The sequence below is a fragment of the Maribacter cobaltidurans genome (genome assembly GCF_002269385.1).
Lineage (GTDB): Bacteria > Bacteroidota > Bacteroidia > Flavobacteriales > Flavobacteriaceae > Maribacter > Maribacter cobaltidurans.
On sequence record NZ_CP022957.1, the window covers coordinates 4,126,082 to 4,148,955 of the forward strand.

20 protein-coding genes are annotated in these 22,874 nt (G+C 39.5%); 9 read left to right on the forward strand and 11 right to left on the reverse strand.

The genetic code is table 11. The features are described 5' to 3' along the window. Positions 1-125: 125 nt before the first annotated feature. From aroC to CJ263_RS18535, 4 genes are all read left to right on the forward strand, one after another. Entirely contained in the window at positions 126-1,190 is a 1,065-nt protein-coding gene (gene aroC / locus CJ263_RS18520; RefSeq protein ID WP_094998635.1) for a chorismate synthase, read from the forward strand. Between the two features lie 57 nt (positions 1,191-1,247). Then, positions 1,248-2,573 (forward strand): dicarboxylate/amino acid:cation symporter, encoded by a 1,326-nt coding sequence (locus tag CJ263_RS18525; protein WP_094998636.1) that lies wholly within the window; start codon positions 1,248-1,250, stop codon positions 2,571-2,573. A gap of 265 nt (positions 2,574-2,838) precedes the next feature. After that, positions 2,839-3,678, forward strand: a complete 840-nt coding sequence (locus CJ263_RS18530; protein ID WP_094998637.1) for a sulfurtransferase — start codon at positions 2,839-2,841, stop codon at positions 3,676-3,678. Positions 3,679-3,879: 201 nt separating this feature from the next. Continuing rightward, complete coding sequence (locus CJ263_RS18535) at positions 3,880-5,043, forward strand: flavohemoglobin expression-modulating QEGLA motif protein (protein WP_094998638.1); 1,164 nt, start codon at positions 3,880-3,882, stop codon at positions 5,041-5,043. A gap of 62 nt (positions 5,044-5,105) precedes the next feature. Here CJ263_RS18535 and CJ263_RS18540 read toward each other — a convergent pair whose 3' ends face one another. The 4 genes from CJ263_RS18540 to CJ263_RS18555 form a co-directional block, all read right to left on the reverse strand. Beyond that, positions 5,106-5,885, reverse strand: a complete 780-nt coding sequence (locus CJ263_RS18540; protein WP_094999313.1) for a DUF1206 domain-containing protein — start codon at positions 5,883-5,885, stop codon at positions 5,106-5,108. Positions 5,886-5,955: 70 nt separating this feature from the next. Continuing rightward, the gene (locus CJ263_RS18545) at positions 5,956-6,360 is read right to left on the reverse strand and encodes a thiol-disulfide oxidoreductase DCC family protein (protein ID WP_229702436.1); all 405 of its coding nucleotides are present in this window, start codon (positions 6,358-6,360) and stop codon (positions 5,956-5,958) included. A gap of 30 nt (positions 6,361-6,390) precedes the next feature. Beyond that, on the reverse strand, positions 6,391-8,043 hold the full coding sequence (locus CJ263_RS18550) for a tetratricopeptide repeat protein (protein ID WP_158657195.1): 1,653 nt from the start codon (positions 8,041-8,043) through the stop codon (positions 6,391-6,393). A 68-nt stretch (positions 8,044-8,111) separates the two neighbouring features. Beyond that, a complete protein-coding gene (locus CJ263_RS18555) occupies positions 8,112-9,995 on the reverse strand; it encodes a tetratricopeptide repeat protein (RefSeq protein ID WP_094998641.1) in 1,884 nt (627 codons plus the stop codon). Positions 9,996-10,289: 294 nt separating this feature from the next. Between CJ263_RS18555 and CJ263_RS18560 the strand changes: the two genes are divergently transcribed. After that, entirely contained in the window at positions 10,290-11,846 is a 1,557-nt protein-coding gene (locus CJ263_RS18560) for a thiol-activated cytolysin family protein (RefSeq protein ID WP_158657196.1), read from the forward strand. Between the two features lie 147 nt (positions 11,847-11,993). On the opposite strand, the gene CJ263_RS18565 is transcribed toward CJ263_RS18560, so the two are convergent. Together CJ263_RS18565 and CJ263_RS18570 are read right to left on the reverse strand one after the other, a co-directional pair. Further along, a complete protein-coding gene (locus tag CJ263_RS18565) occupies positions 11,994-14,159 on the reverse strand; it encodes an endonuclease MutS2 (protein ID WP_094998643.1) in 2,166 nt (721 codons plus the stop codon). A gap of 64 nt (positions 14,160-14,223) precedes the next feature. Further along, on the reverse strand, positions 14,224-14,754 hold the full coding sequence (locus CJ263_RS18570) for a DUF421 domain-containing protein (RefSeq protein ID WP_094998644.1): 531 nt from the start codon (positions 14,752-14,754) through the stop codon (positions 14,224-14,226). A 141-nt stretch (positions 14,755-14,895) separates the two neighbouring features. Between CJ263_RS18570 and CJ263_RS18575 the strand changes: the two genes are divergently transcribed. Further along, complete coding sequence (locus CJ263_RS18575) at positions 14,896-15,561, forward strand: uracil-DNA glycosylase (RefSeq protein WP_094998645.1); 666 nt, start codon at positions 14,896-14,898, stop codon at positions 15,559-15,561. Between the two features lie 75 nt (positions 15,562-15,636). Then, complete coding sequence (locus tag CJ263_RS18580) at positions 15,637-16,068, forward strand: response regulator (protein WP_094998646.1); 432 nt, start codon at positions 15,637-15,639, stop codon at positions 16,066-16,068. 8 nt (positions 16,069-16,076) lie between these two features. On the opposite strand, the gene CJ263_RS18585 is transcribed toward CJ263_RS18580, so the two are convergent. The 5 genes from CJ263_RS18585 to CJ263_RS18605 form a co-directional block, all read right to left on the reverse strand. Further along, positions 16,077-16,922 carry a substrate-binding domain-containing protein gene (locus CJ263_RS18585; protein WP_094998647.1) on the reverse strand — a complete coding sequence of 282 codons (846 nt, stop codon included), beginning with the start codon at positions 16,920-16,922 and terminating at the stop codon, positions 16,077-16,079. After that, entirely contained in the window at positions 16,919-17,791 is an 873-nt protein-coding gene (locus CJ263_RS18590; RefSeq protein WP_094998648.1) for a nucleoside phosphorylase, read from the reverse strand. The genes CJ263_RS18585 and CJ263_RS18590 overlap by 4 nt, the downstream gene beginning before the upstream one ends. Position 17,792: 1 nt before the next feature. Beyond that, entirely contained in the window at positions 17,793-18,725 is a 933-nt protein-coding gene (locus CJ263_RS18595; RefSeq protein WP_094998649.1) for a DUF1835 domain-containing protein, read from the reverse strand. A gap of 114 nt (positions 18,726-18,839) precedes the next feature. Next, positions 18,840-19,169, reverse strand: coding sequence for a translation initiation factor (locus CJ263_RS18600; RefSeq protein ID WP_094998650.1), 330 nt, complete (start codon positions 19,167-19,169; stop codon positions 18,840-18,842). 2 nt (positions 19,170-19,171) lie between these two features. Continuing rightward, positions 19,172-20,122, reverse strand: a complete 951-nt coding sequence (locus tag CJ263_RS18605) for an isopenicillin N synthase family dioxygenase (RefSeq protein WP_094998651.1) — start codon at positions 20,120-20,122, stop codon at positions 19,172-19,174. A 129-nt stretch (positions 20,123-20,251) separates the two neighbouring features. Between CJ263_RS18605 and CJ263_RS18610 the strand changes: the two genes are divergently transcribed. Together CJ263_RS18610 and CJ263_RS18615 are read left to right on the forward strand one after the other, a co-directional pair. After that, entirely contained in the window at positions 20,252-22,228 is a 1,977-nt protein-coding gene (locus CJ263_RS18610) for an alpha-ketoacid dehydrogenase subunit alpha/beta (RefSeq protein ID WP_094998652.1), read from the forward strand. 145 nt (positions 22,229-22,373) lie between these two features. Beyond that, complete coding sequence (locus tag CJ263_RS18615; RefSeq protein WP_094998653.1) at positions 22,374-22,856, forward strand: lipocalin family protein; 483 nt, start codon at positions 22,374-22,376, stop codon at positions 22,854-22,856. Positions 22,857-22,874 lie beyond the last annotated feature (18 nt).

Consider the following 22,874-nt stretch of genomic DNA (forward strand, 5'->3'; position numbering starts at 1 on the left):
TAAGCATAAGGTTAAATTTTCATTATCTCCAAAAACCAAGGTTAATTTAAGTTTAAGTAGAGGGTATATTTTTCTTTAAAGCTTTTAAAATTTACATTTGTAGCTATCAATTTTCAATTTCGGTCATGGCAGGAAATTCCTTTGGAAACTTATTTAGGGTAACGACGTTTGGTGAATCGCATGGAAGGGCCATTGGAGGTGTTTTGGATGGTTGTCCGGCAGGAATATCCCTGGACACCAATCTAATACAAAAAGACCTCGATAGAAGAAAACCGGGTCAATCCGCCATTGTAACACAAAGAAAGGAACCGGATACGGTTGAGATTTACTCTGGCATCTTTGAAGGAAAAACCACGGGAACCCCTATAGGGTTTGCTATACATAACACGAATCAAAAATCCAAGGATTACGGACATATCAAGGATTCCTACAGACCTTCCCACGCAGATTATGTATATGACCAAAAGTATGGATTTAGGGATTACCGTGGAGGCGGCCGAAGTTCTGCACGCGAAACGGCCAGTAGGGTAGTGGCAGGTGCCATTGCCAAGCAATTTTTGAAGGGAATTGAAATACATGCTTTTGTATCGCAGGTCGGGAACCTAAAACTGGAAAAGAGCTATTTGGAGTTGGATCTTAATGCTGCCGAAGACAATATGGTTAGATGTCCAGATCAAGAAATGGCATCGAAAATGGAAGATTATATCAAAGCGATAAAGAAAGATGGGGATACCATTGGGGGCGTAATCACTTGTGTTGCCAAAAATGTTCCCGTAGGCCTGGGAGAACCTGTTTTTGATAAACTTCATGCGGAATTGGGCAAGGCCATGCTTTCCATAAACGCCGTTAAAGGCTTTGAATATGGTAGCGGGTTTGAAGGTGTGACCATGAAAGGAAGTGAACACAACGACCCTTTTAATGCGGATGGCTCCACCAAGACCAACCACAGTGGCGGCGTACAAGGAGGTATTAGTAACGGTATGGATATTTATTTCAATGTAGCCTTTAAACCGGTTGCCACGGTAATCCAGGGCTATGAGACTATAGATAAGGAGGGAAATAAAGTGGTAACCCAAGGAAAAGGCAGGCATGACCCTTGTGTAGTACCTAGGGCGGTGCCCATTGTTGAGGCTATGACGGCCTTGGTTCTGGCCGATTATACCTTACTTTCCAGAACAAATAAAATTTAGTCCAACGGTATAGCGTGTCTGCATTCTATTTGGTATCTTGAGCCAAAAGAATAGCAAATGCGTAAATTGGAATTGCACTGGCAAATACTTATAGGAATGCTTTTGGGCATTCTTTTTGGTTTTTTGATGACCCAAGTAGATTGGGGCAAAGATTTCGTCGGAGATTGGATACAACCGTTCGGGACCATCTTTGTAAAACTTCTAAAATTAATCGCCATTCCCCTCATTTTGGCCTCCTTGATTAAAGGTATCTCCGATTTAAAGGATATTTCCAAATTCCGTAATATTGGTCTCCGTACCATAATTATTTACATAGCAACAACCATCGTTGCGATTACGATCGGATTGGTTTTGGTCAATCTTTTGAAACCGGGAGAAGGCATTTCGGAAGAAACCATTGCTAAATTAACCGAGACCTATGCAAACGACAGTGGTGTTACCTCCAAAATGGAGGAAGCTTCAAGACAGCAGGGTGCTGGACCTCTTCAGTTTTTAGAGGATATGGTTCCTGATAATGCCCTATCTGCAATGACCAACAATAGTCTTATGCTTCAGGTTATCTTTTTCGCTATATTTTTAGGAATCTCAATGTTATTGGTGGGTGAAAAATCTGCGAAACCTATGAAGGATTTCTTTGATTCGCTCAACGATATAGTGCTGAAAATGGTGGATTTGATTATGCTGTCTGCTCCATATGCCGTTTTTGCCCTATTGGCCGGCGTTGTGGTATCCTCCAGCGATCCTGAACTGTTACTGGCACTCTTGAAGTATGCCGGGGTGGTTGTTCTCGGTTTGGCTTTGATGATTGTCTTTTATTCCATTGTAGTATCCTCCTTTACGCGATATAACCCTTTGACCTTTTTAAGTAAAATGAGTCCGGCACAATTGTTAGCCTTTTCCACGAGCTCCAGTGCGGCTACTTTGCCCGTGACCATGGAAAGGGTAGAGGAGCATATTGGCGTGGATAAGGAAGTATCCAGTTTTGTGTTACCAGTAGGTGCAACCATCAATATGGATGGAACAAGTCTTTACCAAGGAGTCGCCGCTGTTTTTATTGCTCAGGCCCTCGCATTTGACCTGACCCTTGCCAATCAGTTGACCATTGTACTCACTGCGCTTTTAGCGTCCATTGGATCTGCTGCCGTACCAGGAGCTGGCATGGTTATGCTCGTTATCGTATTGGAATCCATCGGTTTTCCTCAGGATAAATTGGCCATAGGTTTGGCTTTGATTTTTGCTGTGGATAGACCATTGGATATGTGCAGAACCGTAGTAAATGTAACCGGTGACGCCACCGTTGCTATGATGGTGGCAAAATCAGTGGGTAAACTTGGTAAGCCCAAGGTAAAGAATTGGGACGATCATTATGATGAAGTAAAATAGTCCGAACACGCCTTTCAGTATTGTACATGGAGCGTTGTAGATATAGAAAAACTTACCTATAGCATTGCTAAAACATATGTGTGAACCAATGAAAGGGTTTGACATAGAATTTTGGAAATGAATTCGACCTCTCCAAAGGCTTTGTGGGCGATAGATTTAAATGTTCTAAACAAATAGGAAAATAGCAGCCCTCTTGATGAGAAAACTCGGTACGGCTAAATGATACTTCGTAACAATAGATATTTGCTGAACTAAATTAAAAAATATGGAAATTTCAGTGCCTGATACAATAATCAATGTAGAATGGCTTTATAGCAACCTATCATTACCTCAATTGGTTATCTTGGACGCCACTATTCCAAAGGTGGGCGCAAGTGAGGGAGCTGCATCGGAACATCAAATTCCAAATGCTGTTTTTTTCGATATCAAACATAGTTTCAGCCTTCCTAATGCCCCTTTTCCCAATACGGTTCCTACTGCAGAACAATTTGAAAAAGAGGCTCGGAAAATAGGAATCAATAAGGACAGCCTCATTGTAGTGTATGATGAAAAAGGTATGTATTCCAGTCCTAGGGCATGGTATATGTTCAAGGCATTTGGCCATGATAATATAGCCATTTTGGATGGTGGTTTGCCCGAATGGTCAAAAAGGGGTTACCCTCTAGAGGTAAAATACAAAGTAGAAAAATCCGAAGGTAACTTCGAAGCCAGATATCGTCCCAATTTTTTTGTTACTCTAGAGGAATTGCAAAAAACACAGGGCAGCGAAGGGAAAATAATCTTGGACGCACGTTCCTCTGAAAGATTTAAGGGCGAAGTCCCAGAGCCCCGAAAAGGGTTGCGTAGCGGAACTATTCCAAGTTCAAAGAATTTGCCCTTTATCGATTTATCGAAGGAAGGTTTACTTAAATCCAAAGAGGAATTGAAAGAGATTTTTGATAGCGTATCAAATAAGGACGATGAATTGATACTCTCGTGTGGCTCTGGCATCACCGCTTGTGTATTGGCATTGGGGGCTTATGTAGCCGATAGAGAGAATATTTCGGTTTATGACGGTTCTTGGACCGAATACGGAAGCTTGATAGATGCCCAAATAGAAAAATAGCCTTTTCTACGCTTTAAAATAAATACCTTGGAATTCCTATATTAGATATTATCCAAGGCCAGGATCGGTGATTTAAACCTTTTTTAATAGTTTCTTCGCGACTAAAGAATCTCGTTATACAGATTAGTGAATAAAGAGTGGTTTTTTATAATGAGTTGAAGGATTTGATACCTTTGCAAACCATAGAATTTTTAAGGTCATATGATTCCTAAAACATCCCTGATTCGTGAGCATCAAAGTCTTTTTGAAATTGATGCCAACTTAGACCGATTGGTCAAGAATATTGAACTTTTAAGCTATGTGAATCCTTTAAATACCGAAAAGGAAAAACATTCCTTCTTTGCCTCGAAATACACCTCAAATCCGGAGTTCAGGTATCCAAAATTAAAATTCCACCCTTATAAATTACACCGTTTGTTCTTCTCACAACGCTTGGAACGTATCCAAGATGAACAGTTAAGGGATATGTACCAGGATATTATTTACTATTACTCCAATATGGTGCAGTGCATTGAAACAATCGGTATAAAAAAGAGATTTCATTACAATTCCTTGCGCGTGTACGGCTCACCTACCGAAAAAGATGTCGAGAACGCTAAGTTTATCCTTCATTTTGCGGATGAGGAAGTGTCTCCCCTAATGGACAAGGTGTATTCACCAGAATATGCCAAGAATTATTTTGAAGTCTTTTCGAGTAAATACGACTTCCCTTTAAATATTAAGTTTTCCACACATATAGCGGCTGATGCCATGGTTAGTAATGCAACGAGAACCCTTTTGATTAAACGAAATACAAAATTTAGTGAAAACCAATTATTGACATTGGCCAATCACGAAATAGGGGTGCACCTGGTTACCACTTTTAATGCTGAACAGCAACCTTTGAAGATATTTTCAAACGGTTTTCCCAAGAATGTGGAAACCCAAGAGGGCTTGGCCGTTTTTAGCGAGTATATGAGTGGTGCGCTGACCTTAAAGAGACTCAAGGAACTGGCATACCGGGTTTTGGCTTCGGATAGTCTCATCAAAGGCTACACCTTTGCTGATACCTTTGATATGATTCATACCCAATATAAATTGGACAGAAACGAGGCCTTCACCATAACCTTAAGGGCTCATAGGGGAGGAGGGTTTACAAAAGACCGATTATACCTGAGCGGTTTAAGAAAAATCTATAAAAGATACCTTATGAATAAACCGATGGATATTTTACTGTCCGGAAAAGTTTCCTTCGATGCCGAAAGTGTAATCGAGCATTTGGACACCATTGGATTAGCGAATAAAAATAGGTACGACAATTATGCTTATAAGCAAAACAACAATACCAACAAGACCCTGGATTACATTCTGAACAATCTAAAGTAAATATTTGAAATCGTATACGATTTTTTTGAATAAGTTATAAATATCTTATTATCAGATGTTTTTTATTGGAAAGAACGGTATTTGGACATGGTAAACATATAAATACCATAGCAAGCCAATCCTGCGGCAACGAGACCCATTAACCAAGGTCCCGAAGAGTTTTGCTGTAAAAAGGAGAAGGCGCCGGCAGTTCCTTTCATACCGCTCGATGCACTGCTCATTGATAATCCGGCGGTGACAAAGAAATAAGCAACAATACCCACTAGGATACCTCGAGCGGTTAGGCCTGCATACCCCATATTTTTTATAAATTTTCGTTTTTTACTATCGGACATAGCTTTAAGGTTAAATTTTGATATAAATGTTCCCTTGTATGCTTTTATGAATTGATAAATACTTTTACCAGCAAGACATATTCCTAAGGCTAGAAATATATATTGTTGATATTCTGAGGGTATCACCGAAGATTTACTTCCTCCACCACTGCCAGATTGAGAAAATGCCTTGATAATGGCGAAAAAACCAAGTCCCATATAAATTAGGCCACTAATAAAAAAGCTAATACGCTTAACGGTTCCCTTACCATCATTTCCAATATTTTCTGGATCCTGGATGCTTTGAATAAAACGCCAAAGGGCATAACAACAAAGGCCAAGCCCAAGGGCTACCAATATAAACTTTCCAAAAGGTTGATTTTCCAAAAAATCGATTACCTCTAGCTTTCCAGCTTTCTGTCCGCCAAGATTAAAGGCCGCCAAGAAGGCTAAAATCCCTGTTATTAAATAAACGGTACCTTTTGCTGCGAATCCCGTCCTTGCTGCTTTTTTTATTTTATCATCCATAATCACAATTTTGGTATTTATACTCAAAACCAATGACTTAAAAGATAAACATGTTAATCCATTAAAGAAATTATAGGAATTTCGACTTTATTTCTGGGGTGGGAATCATACATTCATCCTTTTTACCGAACCAAGAGTATCGATTTCGAGCAATTAAATCGTATACGATATTTCGTAAAGAACTGGGAATCAATCCAAGCATTTTTGAAAGGGTACGATATCCTTTTAAACCTTTGCCAATCTCCAAAGCCGCATCAGATTTGATATAGTAGGCCACTCCGGGCTCTATCAAAACCACTGAATCTATTCGCCGCGTATCGATTTTTCTTTCCGATAGTAGTTTTTGGGCAATATCGCTTTGCAGGGAAGCATAGCGAAATAGGTCATCTTTGTCCCTTTTAATTACAAATTGGACAAAGCCATTGCACACATTGCAAACGCCGTCGAACAGAATTATTTTTTTTTGTTCTTTCACACTATAAAGATAGCTAATGCTTTCCGCTTACTACAAGCTATTCAGGAAAGTTGCCAAATCGGTCTCCTTGTCCAGGCCCAGCTTCTTTTTGAGTCGGTATTTGGATTTCAGGATACTATCTGGTAAAACGTTCAAGGTTGCGGCAATTTCCTTGGTGGTAAGGTTCATGCGAAGGAAGGCGGCCAGGCGGATTTCCTTTTCGGAGATGTCGGCATAGAGTGTTTTTAGTTTCTGATCAAAGTCGTTGTGCACATCGGCGAAATAACTTTTAAAGACCTCCCAGTCCTTATCCGAAGCATTTTCCTTTTTTAGCAGCATTACGATACGTCGGAATTCCATCTTGAATTTTTCCGGGGAGTTTTTAATGTTTTCCAAGTTTTCCATAAGTTCCTGGATAAAGGTGTTCTTTTGGACCAAGTGAAGGGTCTGGCTGGCCAATTCCTTTTGCTTGTGCTCAATTTCCTGTTGGTAGATAGCTTCTTGTTTTTCCCTTTCAATTTTGTTTTTCTTCATCCGTTGCCTAAACCCAAAAAACAAAAGGCCGGAGAACACTAAGCCTGAGGCCATTCCACCAGCATACATACCTTTTTTTAAATTATCGGCACGTGATTTTTCGTTCAAGGTGTTAATTTCTTCTTGCTGCAATGCGATTTCCGCTTCTTTTTTTTCGGTTTGATATTTAATTTCCAGATTGTTAATTCTTTCTGTAACCTCTATTCCCTTTAGGCTATCATATAATATTATATATTTTGTTTTATAGTCATATGCATTTTTATAATCGTTGGTAGCTGCTTTAATTTCGGCCATCTTTCCATACCCTCGTATGAGTCGCTCTATATTTTGGGTGTTTTTGGCAATGTCCATTGATTTTTGAATGTATTCTTCCGCTTGTCCATAGTCTTTCTCGACCATGGCTATTTCCCCAAGATTTCTATAAATCAATCCTACTAATTGTGGTTCGCCGTATTTTTCAGAATGCATTAATGCTTTTGAATAATATGATTTTGCCACTTTAAAATCTTCCAAATCATCATAGACAGCACCTATATTATTGTATTCACGGGTTAACGCAATACTTGGATTTTTTTCAAACAAGGCAATACTCTTAAGATGATATTCAAGGGCTTTTTCATAATGACCTTCATAGCGGTAATTTGCAGCGAGGTTTCCCCAACATTTAGGGATAAATTCGTTCAACTCATATTTTATACATATTTCTTCGCTTTGTAGATAGTACTTGTTGGAAGCTTCCAAATTTTTCACATCGAACATAAGGTTGCCCATATTCAAATAGCTTCTTGCCAAATCAATTGGGTCGCCATTGATTCTCTCGTTAAGCTCTGCCGACTTCTGATGTGATTTCAAAGCCTCATCATATTGGCTTAAGTATCTCTGCGAGATACCCAATTGGTTGAGTATATTGGGTATGGGACCCTCAACTTTAAGCTTTCCCAATAGGTCCAGCGCTTTCTTACAGTTATCGATAGAATTTTGAAAGTCCGATTTCAAATAGAAATAATGACCCAAAAGTTGATACGCCTTAGCTTCAAAATAAATTTCCTTTTGTTGAACGGCATTAAGCTTTAGGCTATCTACAATAAGTTTGGCCTCTTCTAAATTATTTTCTATCCCTTGCTGGTAACGTAGTATTTGAGCTTCGAATGCCATGCTATCCAATTTCATTGTGCTGCCATTTTGGGCAATAGTGGATGCAAATGAGAGTGTTAATAATAGAATTGCAAAATATCGCATCATAGAGTGTTTAAAAATTGATTCAAGTCGGTATCCTTATCCAAACCCAGTTTCTTTTTAAGTCGATATTTCGATTTTAGAATACTGTCAGGAAGTACGTTCAGGGTAGCGGCGATCTCCTTAGTGGTAAGGTTCATACGAAGGAAGGCAGCCAGACGAATCTCCTTCTCTGAGATGTCCGCATAAATAGTCTTAAGTTTTTGGTCGAAATCGTTGTGGACGTCCGCAAAATAGCTTTTGAAAACCTCCCAGTCCTTGTCCGAAGCATTTTCCTTTTTAAGTAGCATTACGATACGCCGGAATTCCATCTTGAATTTCTCCGGAGAGTTCTTAATGTTCTCTAGGTTTTCCATGAGTTCTTGGATAAAGGTGTTCTTTTGGACCAAATGTAGGGTCTGGCTAGCAAGTTCCTTTTGCTTATGCTCAATTTCCTGTTGGTAAATAGCCTCTTGTTTTTCTCTTTCGATTTTGTTTTTCTTTATACGCTGTCGGAATCCGAAGAATAACAAACCTGAAACGGTCACAAATGTGAACATGCCCCCGGCATAGAGCCCTTTGGTCAATGTATCCACTTTGGCCCTTTCATTTAAAGTGTTGATTTCTTCTTTTTGCAGGGCAATTTCCGCTTCTTTTTTTTCGGTTTCATATAAGGTTTGTAGTTGTTCTATTTGCTTGGATTTCTTGGTATTGAAGATGCTATCCTTTATAACATTCATTTTAAGTAAATCTTCTAAGGCATTGATTTCCATACCCCAAAGCGCATAGGATTTTGACCTGAATTCCAACGCATTTTTAAGCTCATTGGCTTGGCCTAAAGAGTCTGACCAAGAAATAGCCCTGTTAAGATGAAATAAAGCAGAATCCTTATTGTTAAGAAGGGCATGGGTATAACCCACATGATATTCATGGACAATTCGGTTGGCCATACTTTCATCATGTTCAGTATTTTTAGTCGATTTATAAAAATTATTCAGGGCTTCTTCAAGTTTTCCCTGATCCCGAAGTGCAATGGCCAAGTTGCCTAAAGATAAAGATCTGGATTCCTTAAAACCGTAATCTTCGCAAATGGTGAGTCCTTTTTTATAACTTTCAATAGCATTGTCATACTGTTTAAGTTCCAAGTAGACATTCCCAATATCCGACCAAACATAGGATTGAAATAGGTAATCATCTACTTTTTCATAAATATCATTGGCTTTATTTAAATAAGAAAGTGCGTCTTCAAAATCTTTTTCCTGATAATTGAGTTTGGCGATATTTCTATAAACATCACCTTGACGAAAAATATCCCTCGGTATAGTATCAAGTACATTCAATGCCGCCTTAAAACCTCTCATGGCGTTTACATAATCTCCTTGTTCGTAAAAATGATAGGCCCTATTATTGAGCGTAACGCCATAATTGAGATAATCCTTTTCTGCAAGGTTCATTTTTGCGACAGTATCCATAAGCTTTATAGCTTTTAAATAATTGCCATTTTGTCCTTCTATAACACTTATATTGGCCATAGCACTGGCCAAGTTTCTATTACTGTCAAAATGCTTTGAGAACCTAATGGCCTCTTGATAGTTCAGCATGGCACTGTCCATTATTTGCAATGCTCCATAAGCATTGGCCTTAAGGAAATGTCCGTCTGAAAGTCCATTTCCATAGTTATTATTTTTACTAATACTTAATATCAAATTGGCTAGAGCAATGGATTCCCTTGAGTCATTATACATTTGATATTTTGCCATTTGAGCCAAAATATCCACACTATCCTTGTAACTCTTACTTTGCTTTAATAATTCACCAAGACTATCCGATTTTACCAGAGGTTCTTGTGAGAACAGGAGTGAATTAATAGAAATCAACAAAAACACTAAATGTTTAATACAGTTCATAGTTGTAAATGAGAAGTATCAATATAGAAACTACAAGTTAAACTTAAATACCTCAAATTCAGTCCTGTCCATACTTTGTCCATGAATTTGAAGTCAATAGAAATTCATAAATATATTTAAAGTATTTATTATCAGTTGTTTAAAAAAATTATGTCTATATCTATTTTTAACATGTCCATACCCAATTGAGGCCAATATGATTTCACCTGTCCATACTTTGTCCATGGACAAAATTAGGTAAGCCATTGATTGAAAGATAGTTTTGAGGTGTTGAATCCAAAAAACCTTAGAATTATGAAAACAATCAATTTAAAAAACCTGAAAGGAGCATCCATTATGTTAGTCGGTTTAACCCTAGGGGTTAGCTCCTGTAGTAAGGATACCGTTGAACCTATTGACCAAAACCAAGGTGTTGGTGGAGCAGAGGCGGATAGTATAAATGCCTATTTATCCAAGTTGAGCTACGACCCTGATGTATTGCTCAACGTACAGAGTTCACCTGGATCTGAAGTTAAAGAAATTAGCAACACAAATAGTAATAGTCTTGGAAACGTTACAGAGTGCAGAACCAATGAATATGATATACGATCTAATTTTGAGGATGTAGCCATCTTTGACCCAACCTTGGGAGTCGTATATCCAGGGGCTCTTGTAATTGGAAATAGTGAAATGTTAGATGGCTCACCACAGCCATTACAAATTGAGAGGTCTGCAATGCAACTACGTTTGGACCTGCCAGGAATAGGAGAAGGAGGGACTTTAAATGTTGAAAAACCGGATTATGGAACGGTCCAAACGGCTTTGGATAATGGATTGGAATACTGGAACAGCGAAATCGCTCCTCAAGGATATGAAATTGCATCCAATGCTTATTACGAATCAACAACGGCATATACTTCCAAACAAATGAGCCTAGATCTGGGGGTAGGAGTGGAATGGGCAAGCGGTTCTTCCTTCGAGTCTCAGTTCAGTTATAGCAACACAACAGAAAAAAGAGTGGCAGCTATATTATACAGACAAGTGTTTTATGAAGTAACCATGGTAACCCCGGATTCACCGGCAGATGTTTTTGGAAGCTCGGTTGATATTAATAAAGTGAAGTCTTTGATGAATTCAGATGCGCCCCCTGCCTATGTTAGCTCCGTTCAATATGGAAGGATTATCATGGTACGTATGGAGACCACCAGTACGGAAACCAGTGTAGAACTAGATGCGGCCTTGGAATATGCCAGTATAGGAAAAGATGTAAATGCAGATGTAGAAGCTAAATATAAATCCATATTGGAACAATCAACTATTAATGTAGTGACAATAGGTGGTAATGCCGAAGTAGCTTCAAAAGTAATTACCGGGAGCGATGTAGCTTCATCTGGCGGCTTAAATTATGTGATTACGGAAGGGGCACTATATAGTAGGGACAATCCTGGTGCACCCATAGCTTATACGATTAAATATCTTAAGGATAATCGCATTGCAAAAATGGGCTACAATACCGATTATAGACTTGAAGAATGCCAGACTTATGCCTATAAACACAAAAATGCAAGGCTTAAAAAAACCATTGGGGTCGATGTAAGGTTTCGGTTTTCATATAAGAAAAGAGGAAGTCAAACTACAGCTGAGACTTCTTGGAAAAAGGTCGATGAAAATAATATTTTTTTCAATATGACTCCTCCCGATGGGGCCCATGATGTACATATTCAATTCCAATACTGGGACTTGGTTTGGAAAACTATGGGAGAGTTCGACCTAAATTATATCAGTAGCGAAAAATGCTACGAGGCATATTGTTCCAAAACCTTTTTAGGAATTTGTACAGAATATACTATAAAATCAGTTAGTTGTAATTAGCATCCAAATTTTTTGGGAAATACAGTCGGCCTCTCAAGTTGGGTTCAACAACTTGATGTCGGCTGTTTTTCGTTTTTAGATAAATAAAAAAGAACTATAATAATCGTATACGATTTTACTTAAGTGATTGATAATCAATACTTAATTTTATTTTTCGACCAAATCCAACTGGTCCACACTTACGTTGGTTGTAAACATGCCATAATTGACGATGGCCTTGCCTTTTTCAAGGGAATCTATGGTGCCTACGGCTTTTCCGTCCAACATTCGTACCCGGTCTCCCACTTTAAGAACAGGTTTGGGTTTGTTCTTTTCTTTTTGAATGGCCTTTTTCTTTTCTACCTTCTTTTTCTCACGTATGACCTTGACTTCTTTTTGGACCTCTTGAGCTACTTCTGCCTTTTTCGCCCTTTCTTTCTTGGCCTCGGCAGCCGATTTCTTCTTTCGCTTACTGTTTTCGGTTTCCACAATCCGAAGTAATTCGGAAATCAAAGGTCTCTTTTTATTATTCTGAAAATACTTGTCAGCAGCTACGTTTACTTTATTGCCCAACTGAATCATGCGTTGGTCATGGTCATACAGCTCTTGGTAGTTCTCCAGTTTCGACTTTATCTTGGCGTTGAGCTTTTCAAGTCTCTCCGCTTCCTCGCGTGCCTTGGCTTCCTCTTCCTTAAGCTTAGATCCAGTTTCGGCCATCTTGCTACGCTCTTTTTGCAACTTGGCTATGGTGGCGTCAAAACGAACCTTGCCACGCTCAATTTTCTTTTTGGCCTTATTGATAAGCGAGTAGGGGATGCCGTTCTTTTGGGCGACTTCAAAAGTAAAAGAGCTACCGGCCTGGCCTAAAATCAATTGAAAAGTGGGTTCTAGCGTTTTACCGTCAAAAAGCATATTCGCATTGGTGGCATGGGGCAACTCATTGGCCAAGGCCTTCAAATTGGCGTAATGTGTAGTGATAACCCCGTAGGAACCTCGTTCATAGAACACTTCCAAAAAGGTTTCCGCCAGTGCTCCTCCCAATTCCGGGTCGCTCCCCGTTCCAAATTCGTCAATCAGAAATAATGTTTTCTCATTACAACGTTTTAGGAAATGGTTCATGTTTTTGAGTCGGTAACTGTACGTACTTAAATGATTTTCAATGGATTGATTATCTCCAATATCCGTCAAAATCTTATTGAAAAAACAAACTTCGCTGCGTTCATGGACCGGAATCAACAAGCCACTTTGCAGCATTACTTGCAATAGCCCAATAGTTTTTAAAGTGATACTTTTCCCCCCGGCATTGGGCCCCGAAATCACAATAATTCGATTTTCCGAATGTAATTCTATGGTCTGGGGAAAAGTCTTTTCCCCTTTTCTTTTGTTGCTTAAAAAAAGTAGAGGATGAAAGGCATCTCGCAGATACAATCTCCGATCTTTATTCAGTTTGGGCTTTAAAGCATTGATATCTTGCGCGTATTTGGCTTTTGCGGCCGTGACGTCTACTTGGGTCAGATAATCTTGATAATCGCTTAAAAGGGCTCTAAATGGTCTAATTTGATTGGTAAGCTGATTCAGGATGCGCTGTATCTCTTCCTTTTCTTCAAACACCAGGTTGTTCAGCTCCCTGCTATAACGTAATGTGGCTTCTGGTTCAATATAAACGATACTGCCCGTTTTTGAGGTGCCCATCACCGCACCTTTTATTTTTTTGCGGTACATGGCCTTTACGGCCAGTACACGCCGGTTCTCCACCACAGACTCACGAATTTCATCCAAATAATCGGAGGATTGATAGGTTCCCAGTGCAGCGCTAAAGCTTTGGCTGATTTTGCCACGTACTTGGTTCATCTGTCTTCGTATACTCAATAGATTGTCAGATGCGTTGTCCTTTACCTCGCCAAAACGATCGATGACGTTGTTTACAAGAAGGGGTATTTCCTTGTTGGGCTCCAATTCCAAGGCAAAATCGTGTAGTAGCGGAAAATATTCCCTGAATTTTTTAAAAAATGTTTGATGCCCAAGCACGGTCTCACAAATACTCGAGATGCGTCTGAAACCTTGTAGTTCCAACGTGGTGTTTTCAATCTTGAGAAGCCTAAGCTCGCCCGTTATACTGTCAAAACCGTGGTTGGGAATTTTGTTATCGCTTATGAGTGAAGAGAGGTACTCAGAAGTTTGGCCCAACGAGTTTTCCATTACCTCCTCATTAGTTAATGGAGCGATTTCTAAAGAAGCTTCCTTACCCAAAACAGTATTACATCGGGCAGAAACTTGCTGCAATACTTTAGGGAATTCAAGATCTTGAAGTGTTTTTGATTGTATATTGGCCACGGATAATTCAAAAAATCAGTTGCAAAGGTAGGTATTGGTATCTGAATTAGAAATTGATAATTACCTATGGGGTATTTCTCACCCCTTCCAGTATATCTGGGCTTAATACTTCAGATGAATCGGGAGCTGCTTTGTGCAAAACCGATATATCCCCCGTTGCTTCCAAAACTACCGCTTGAACCTGGTTAAAATTTAGGACATTGGCCTCTCTCAACTTGGCGATTAACTGGGATTTTTGGATTCTGGCATATTTTAGATTTTCATAAAGAATAGTGGTGCCGTCCATAAGTAAAATGGGCTTATTGGAAATTAGCCGGTCCAGAGGTTTGAATCTCTTTTGCAGGGTGGAAAAGGAATAGGTAAGGACCAACAATCCGGCTATGGCCGCGGCTCCATGTACGATTGAAGTACTTGAGGTCAAGGTAGAGGAGATGATACTGCCAATGGCCACGGTAAAGGCAAAATCGTAAGCGGTAAATTTGGCAAAGGACCTTAAACCTATGATTCGAGTCAATAGGACAATGACTATAAAAATTAAAAAGCTTCCTATAAGCGTCTCCCACAAGGGGTCGGTCACACTATATATCCAATCCATATATTTTGTTTTAGCGGTTATTGGTACCCAGGTCTTTCTGAAATTGAAAAGTTCCTAACCCTTTGTTAATCTTTTAAATCTATGGTTTAAGAATGGGCATCCAAGGCTTTTAAAATTTTTAAATTTGCTCAAAAGACCAAAATGTCCGTAAATATCCACCCAAGTTGGAAAAAAGAGTTAAAAGAAGAGTTTGAAAAACCCTATTTCAAGCAATTGACCGAATTCGTACGTGAAGAATATGCCCAACACACATGTTATCCTAAGGGAAATGAAATTTTTTCAGCATTTGACCATTGTCCTTTCGACAGCACCAAGGTTGTAATCATTGGTCAAGATCCATACCATGGGCCTGGACAGGCAAATGGGCTATGTTTTTCCGTGAAAGAGGGTGTTCCACATCCGCCGTCCTTGATTAACATTTTCAAGGAAATTCAAGCGGACCTGTCAGTGCCTTATCCAAAAAGTGGTAATCTGGAGCGGTGGGCGGACCAAGGGGTGTTGTTGTTAAACGCAACCTTAACGGTACGCGCACATCAAGCCGGAAGCCATCAAGGTAAGGGCTGGGAAATCTTCACAGACGCGGTCATTCGAAAGTTGTCGGCACGGGAATCGCCAATGGTGTTTTTGCTATGGGGCGGTTTTGCCAAGAAAAAAACAAAGTTGATTGATGCTAAAAGACATCATATACTTACCTCTGGTCATCCTTCTCCGTTAAGTGCCAATAGAGGATATTGGTTTGGAAATCGTCATTTTTCCCAGTGTAACAAAATTTTAAGGGGGTTGAACAATAAAATTGTTGATTGGTAAGTTTTGTATTGTACGTATTTTATGTAATTTGTAGATAGTAAATTCTTAAACTAACTTTAAGTAAAATCCCCGATAATGAGCAAGTTCGAAAACTTAAATTCAATTTTGTTGATAGATGATGATGAATCCAGCAACTTTCTACACTCCATTTTTATAAACAAATTAGGTTTGGACATTGAAATAAATTCCGCCTTAAACGGTCAGGAAGGTTTGGATTTCATTTTGGATAAAGGATTGAAGAAACTCTCTTTGCCCTGTATGGTCATGTTGGATCTTAGAATGCCGGTAAAGGATGGTTGGGAATTCATAAAAATGTACGAAGAACAGGTTCCAAACGAGTTAAAGGAACAACTGGTGGTAGTTTTGGTGACCGTGAGCGACAACGAAGAAGACAAGCAAAGGGCAGAAGCCAATCCGTACATTATGGATTACGCACAAAAGCCACTATCCGATAGTACATTTAAAAAATTGATTGGAAAACATTTCAATTTGACTTCCGTCGTATAGCAAAAGTGTTATACTAGAAAGTGGTCGGCGCTTAATTTTTTAGGTATTAAACTCAATTCTAACAGGGTATTCTGTACGTTTTCCAAGGTTTTAATTGGTAGCTGTTTCTGACTCCATTCCGTAATGGCCATCCACTCTTGAATATCCTCTAATTTTTGACCATATCTATTAGCAAGGGTCCGGTCAATACTTGGAATGCCCTTAAATTCCGAAGTGTAAAGATTGATTACCTCGGTGATATGACCTAATATGTCTGATTGTTCCTCCAAAAACTTCTGTGTTGCGACCAGCATAAAACAAGGCCATGGCGTTGGACAGTCTCCCAATCTCTTAAATATTCCCTGATCTACAAGAGGTTTTGTGGTAAAATGTTCCCACATAAAATAGTCGGCGCTACCTTCGGTCAGGCTTTGAACGGCTCCATCAAGATTATTAATGACATTAAACTGCAGTTTATTGGCATCCCACCCCTCGTTTTGGGCCTGTACGTAGGCCATCAAATGACTGCCGCTCCCAAACCGACTTATAGCCGCCGTTGTTCCTTCCAAATCGCTTAACACCTTAAAATCACTTTTGTCACCAACATGGACTCCCCAGAGCAGGGGAGTGGCTATGTACTCCTGGACAATTTTTACCGGATTTCCTTCCGTAATACTTTTTACTATTCCTTCGGTAAGAATAATGGCCAGATCGGTTTCACCATGCTCCAACATATTGCACATTTTTCCAGTCCCTTCCGGGATATCCGTCCATTGCAAGTCGATTCCACGTTCTTGAAAAGCGCCTTCCTCAATAGCTAAATGCCATGGAAGATTAAAATGCTCCGGCACACCGATAATCTTGACGGTTTTCATTGTGATGAAATTTTATTTAAGGCGAATTTAATGAGTTCTTGTACAGATTCCTTGGGGTTTTTAGAGAATTCCCCTGTCGCTCGGTTGGCAAGTATACAATTCAAGGATATGGCCTGATGCCCTAATAGTTTTGAAAGCGCATAAATACCCGATGTTTCCATTTCAAGATTTGTAATCTGCCTGTCTTGGTAGCGAAAGTCAGCTATGCTTTCTGTAAAATGTTCGAAACTAGAGGATATTCTTAAATTTCGACCTTGCGGGCCGTAAAATCCAGTATTCGTTGTAGTTACACCTAATCGTATACGATTTGAACCGAAAATATCGGCCAATTCTTCATCATATCTAACGATGTAAGGTCTAGATTTGTTGGGTGACCAGTGGGTCTGGCGTACAAACTCATCTTCCATATCGGTGAATTCATTGAAATCATTTTTGTAAAAATGAAGAAGACCGTCAAAACCAATGGCAAGTTCTGTCAATATCCAAGAATTGACCGGTATATCCTTTTGGATAGCTCCTGAAGTTCCAATCCTTGTGATTTTTAATCGTATACGATTCTTACGGACCTTTCTGGTGTCAAAATCGATATTGACCAACGCATCCAGTTCGTTTAATACGATATCTATATTGTCCGTACCAATACCTGTGGAAACTACGCTGATTCTTTTCCCGTTCAAATGGCCCGTATGCGTTATGAATTCCCGCTTGCCTTTTTTTATTTCAATTGAATCGAAGTGATCGGATACTTCCGAAACCCGGTCGGGATCACCTACCGTGATTATGGTATGTGCTATATCCTGCGGAAGTAAATTAAGATGATAAATGCTGCCGTCGGCATTTAAGATAAGCTCAGATGGGCTTAAATGCATTCTAGAGTTTTAATATCCTGTTGGAATCCGTATTGTATAGGAAATCATATTTTAGGGCGCCTCCCAAATAAACATCGTTGTCCTGGATACAAGAGTAGTAACTGGTTTGTCCGTCTAGTATTTCCTTTCCCTTTTTGGTCAGACGAACGGGGTTTAAAGAAGAAAACAAGGGTTTTAGCCGTTGCAAGGCCCTTTCGTATTGGGTGTCCCCAAAACCAAGATTTCCTTGGTTCCTTAGAATAGTGCCTAAAAACTCACTCTTTGATTTTGGCTTTTTATCAATAGCCAATTGCAAGATATTGTTTTCCATATCGTTTAGGCCGTTTGCAATGCTGGGAAAACGTTTTAAATGCGTTTTTACGGCATCTCCAAGATAAGCAAAGCTGTAATCATTAAAATCCGTAAGGTTTTCCAATCGTATGGGATTGTTGCTGCAATACAATTGCCACACATAATCGGCATATTCCACATCGTCCTGGTTCAAAACGACTTTATTATTGTAGAGGCTTAATAGTTTTTCATTTGAAAGTTCATTAAGTCCATAAAGAGTTCCACTTTCATCTTCTTTACCGCTACATACCAATGAAATCTCCGCATATCGCCTATTAGTAAGGAGCCAACTGATTACCGCAAGCATGTTTACCTGGCAAAATAAATCATATTCAAACCAAAGTACTATTTGATCTTGTTGTTTGTGGTTACATAGGGAGCGGTACTCCTTTAAGGTTTTTTCAATAAACCAGGATTTGGAAACTTTGTAATTTTTATGAAGAAATTCAAATCTGGCTTTCCAAAAAGATTCACTGCCAACAGTCGTAAGCGTTTTACCCTCACATAGCATCTCACGCCACGTAATGATATCTCCTTTTAAATTTAACTTTTTTAGACGCTCCGTAAATGCATCTCCATTGGTAATGTGTAGTAGAGAACTCATTTTCTGATAGTGGTTTAGCTTGAACAGCTAAAAGTAAGGTTTAATGTAAAAAAACAAAAAAAATTAACAGAAAAAGACGCAACCTATTTAGATGCGGTGCATTATTACAAGTTATTACCCTCCAACTCGTTTCACGTTAAAGCCCTTTTCCACTAAGATTTCCATGATTTTATCCCGATAATCACCTTGGATAATAATCTTATCATCTTTAAAGCTACCGCCAACGCTAAGGCGGGTCTTTAGTTCTTTGGCCAATTTCTTGAAATCTTCATCCGCACCGGTATATCCTTCGATGATTGTAATGGGTTTTCCCTTTCTCTTTTCGTATTTGCAGATCATAGGGCAATCCTGTAACCAGATGTCGCTTTTCTTTTCTTCTTCCTTGGGTGATTCTTCCGGTACGTGGTCCGGGAATAAGTTTTTAAGTTGGTCTTTTAAGTCCATGTTTATTTCTTTATCAACCCCAATTCAATTAATCGTTCATGCAGAAATTCCCCCGCTGTTATATCCTCATAAAGTTTTGGATGCTCTTCATCAATACAATTTTCAAGGCAATTCAAGGGCATTTCACTAATGGGATGCATAAAAAAGGGAACAGAATACCGCGAGGTGCCCCACAATTCCCTGGGTGGATTCACAACTCGATGAATGGTAGATTTCAACTTGTTATTGGAGAGTCTCGAGAGCATATCGCCCACGTTGATCATAAGCTCATCGGGCTTGGCAATGGCATCAACCCATTCGCCTTTATGGTTTTGCACTTGCAACCCTTTTCCGTGGGCGCCCATTAGTAAAGTAATTAGGTTAATATCACCATGTGCGGCTGCCCTAACGGCATTTTTAGGTTCTGAGGTGATTGGAGGGTAATGTATCGGCCTTAAAATAGAATTACCATTTTTAATATATTCGTCAAAATAATTCTCTTCTAAATCCAAATGAATGGCCAAAGCCCTGAGTACATATTTGGCTGTTTTTTCCAGCATTTTATAGGTTTCCTTCCCAATCTCATTGAATTTCGGCAATTCATCTACCATTACATTATCCGGATATTCCGCTTTTAACCTAGGGTTGTTCTCCACATATTGCCCAAAATGCCAAAATTCCTTTAAATCACCTTCCTTGCGGCCTTTAGCATGCTCTTTGCCAAACGAAGTATATCCCCGTTGTCCACCAATACCTTCAATCTCATATTTATCTTTGGTCTCTTGAGGCAGTTCGAAGAACTTTTTGATTTCGGCATATAAGTCATCCACGAGCTCATCGGACAAAAAATGACCGCTTAAAGCCACAAATCCTATATTTTCAAAAGCAGCACCAATTTCTTTAACAAATTCTTGTTTTCTTTCAGCATCTCCCGAGATAAAATCTTTCAAATCAACGCTAGGGACTAAACTCATATCTTATTTTTTTGCTTTGTAGTTGTAAAATTACAAATTCTTAATGAGTTCCTTGATGTTATAGATATAACAAGATACTCCGATTTTTGTTACATTTAGCCCCTTAACCAACAATAGGCATTTACCCATATGAATTTTGAAGAATTTCAGGTAGAGGATTCCATTAAGCTGGGGCTATACAAGGCCATGCTAAAACCTAGGATGATTGAGGAAAAAATGCTGATTCTATTGCGTCAGGGGAAAATATCAAAGTGGTTCAGCGGCATAGGGCAAGAGGCTATTTCGGTTGGGGTAACTACTGCCCTGGAAACCAATGAGTATATTTTGCCCATGCATAGAAATTTAGGGGTTTTTACGACAAGAAAAATACCCTTGCATAGACTTTTCTCCCAATGGCAAGGAAAATTAGGTGGTTTCACAAAGGGAAGGGACCGTAGTTTTCATTTTGGTACCCAAGATTTTAAAATCATTGGAATGATATCCCATTTAGGTCCGCAGATGGGGGTTGCGGACGGTATCGCACTGGCGCATAAGTTAAGAAAGGAGAAACGGGTTACCGCCGTATTTACCGGGGAAGGTGCAACTAGTGAAGGAGATTTCCATGAAGCCTTGAATGTGGCCGCGGTTTGGGACCTTCCCGTTCTTTTCTGTGTTGAAAATAACGGCTACGGATTGTCCACACCTACCAATGAGCAATTTAAATGTGAACATATTGCGGATAAGGGGATTGGTTATGGTATGGAGTCCCATAGTATCGATGGTAATAATATTTTAGAGGTCTATACGAAGGTTAATGAGCTTTGTATCGATATAAGAAAGAACCCCAGACCAGTATTGCTAGAATTCAAGACGTTTAGAATGCGGGGGCACGAGGAAGCCAGTGGCACAAAATATGTTCCAGAGGAATTGATGGAGGCTTGGGCCTCAAAAGATCCTTTGGAAAATTATACAACATATCTAAGGGGTTTGGGCTTGTTAAACGAGAAGGAAGAACAAATCCATAGAGAGGAAATAACCAATGAAATTGAAGAAAATTTACAGCGGGCCTTTCAGGAGGAGCCAATTATTCCTGTCTTAAGTAATGAAATAGGTGATGTACATCAAAAATTTGATTATAATGAGGTTAAACCACTTATTCATAAAAGAAATATACGCTTTGTGGATGCCATATCCCAAGGTTTGAAATCCGCTATGGAAAAACATGACAACTTGGTCATCATGGGGCAGGATGTCGCGGAGTACGGTGGGGTTTTTAAAATTACGGATGGCTTTGTGGAAGCCTTCGGAAAGGAACGTGTAAGAAACACACCCATATGCGAATCGGCTATAGTCTCTGCGGCCATGGGATTGTCCATTAACGGGATGAAATCGGTAATGGAAATGCAATTTGCGGATTTTGCCAGCACTGGATTCAACCCTATAGTCAATTATTTGGCCAAGAGTCATTACAGATGGGGCGAAAAGGCAGATGTCGTTATAAGAATGCCCTGCGGAGGTGGAGTAGGAGCAGGTCCTTTCCACTCCCAGACCAACGAGGCTTGGTTTACCAAGACCCCAGGGTTAAAAGTAGTGTATCCCGCCTTTCCTTCGGATGCCAAAGGACTTTTGGCCACGGCAATTGAAGATGCCAATCCCGTTTTATTTTTTGAGCACAAAGGGCTATACCGTAGTATCTATGAGGATGTGCCCGTAAATAACTATACCTTACCGTTCGGAAAGGCCAATGTATTGAAATCCGGACAGGATATTACCATTGTTTCCTATGGTGCAGGTGTCCATTGGGCCCTGGAAACCTTGGAAAAACATCCGGGCATTGATGCTGACCTTTTAGACTTAAGAACCTTACAGCCATTGGATACCGAATCTATTTATACGTCTGTAAGGAAAACCGGGAAGTTGATCATTCTTCAGGAAGATAGTCTATTTGGTGGCGTGGCAAGTGATATTTCGGCGTTGGTGATGGAAAATTGCTTTCCATATTTAGATGGCCCTATAAAGCGGGTGGCCAGTCTGGATACGCCCATTCCATTCAATACATTGCTGGAACAGCAATATCTTCCCAAGGAACGTTTTGAAAAGGAGTTATTGGAATTGCTGGCCTTTTAGTATTTCCGCTAACATCTTATTCTTTTGAGTGAAACCATCTTTTTACTTTTCAAGAGCTTTGCCGTAAATAATCGATATTACACATATATCAAGTCCAATTGGATGTTTCAACCGTATATAGTGTAATCTAAAAACAAAGATATTTATGAAAAAAGCAATAGTTCTTTTAGGAGTAATAGCATTTTTGCTAACCTCTTGTTCCATTTCCAAAGATGCCAGGGCAAAGCGTAATACATTAAGCGGAACCTGGTCGCTAAACGATGTTTCCTTTGAAAACAATACGGGAAATTTTAAGGCGGTCTTATTCAATGATGTAGAGGATATTTGTCTTGAAGGAAGCGAATGGTTTTTTAGGGACAACAACAGTACAGGTAGATATACCATAGCGCCATCTACACTGTGTAATGGTGGAGACCGATATATAAGATGGTCCGTTGTAGAACGTGAGGAAAACTATGAGAGTCAACTTCAGTTCAAATTTATTGATGAGAAAAATAAGGACATTTCCGGTGGCTTGGGTTACAGACTAAATATCGAGGCTTTGACCGAAAATGCGATGACCTTAAAATCCAACGTTCAGGTAAACGGAGAACCGGTAACCGTTGTATATAGCTTTACAAAAAAATAAACCCCAAATAAATTTAAA